Genomic DNA, 491 nt, shown 5'->3' with positions numbered 1-491 from the left:
ATTCCGGTCACGGTCATTGAGATCGAGCCGAATCGCGTCACCCAGTTCAAAACCGAAGAAAGCGATGGCTATCGTGCAGTGCAAGTCACTGTCGGTGAGCGTCGTGCTTCGCGCGTGACTGCTGCTCAGGCAGGTCACTTCGCTAAAGCGAACGTTGCCGCTGGTCGTACCGTCCTGGAATTCCGTCTTGAAGAAGGCGAATACAAGGCTGGCGATCTGATCAATGCAGAAATTTTCGCCGCTGGCCAACTGGTAGATGTTACCGGTCAGTCGAAGGGTAAAGGCTTCGCCGGTACCATCAAGCGCTGGAACTTCCGCGGTCAGGACAACACCCACGGTAACTCCGTCTCCCACCGCGTCCCGGGCTCTATCGGCCAGTGCCAGACTCCTGGTCGTGTATTCAAGGGCAAAAAAATGTCCGGTCACATGGGCGCTGAGCGCGTGACCGTACAGTCCCTCGAAGTAGTGCGCCTGGACGCTGACCCCAATCT

1 protein-coding gene is annotated in these 491 nt (G+C 57.2%); it reads left to right on the top strand.

Annotation, left to right across the window (positions count from 1 at the left end; all coding sequences use genetic code 11):
- Positions 1 to 491, top strand: a 491-nt coding sequence (gene rplC, locus ACIPL0_RS30935; RefSeq protein ID WP_400731758.1) for a 50S ribosomal protein L3, incomplete at both ends; no start/stop codon positions are given.

Source organism: Pseudomonas sp. NPDC090208 (assembly GCF_044746785.1).
Taxonomy (GTDB): domain Bacteria; phylum Pseudomonadota; class Gammaproteobacteria; order Pseudomonadales; family Pseudomonadaceae; genus Aquipseudomonas.
Note: the sequence above shows the minus strand (reverse complement) of the source record. Positions and strands in the feature narration are given on the sequence as shown.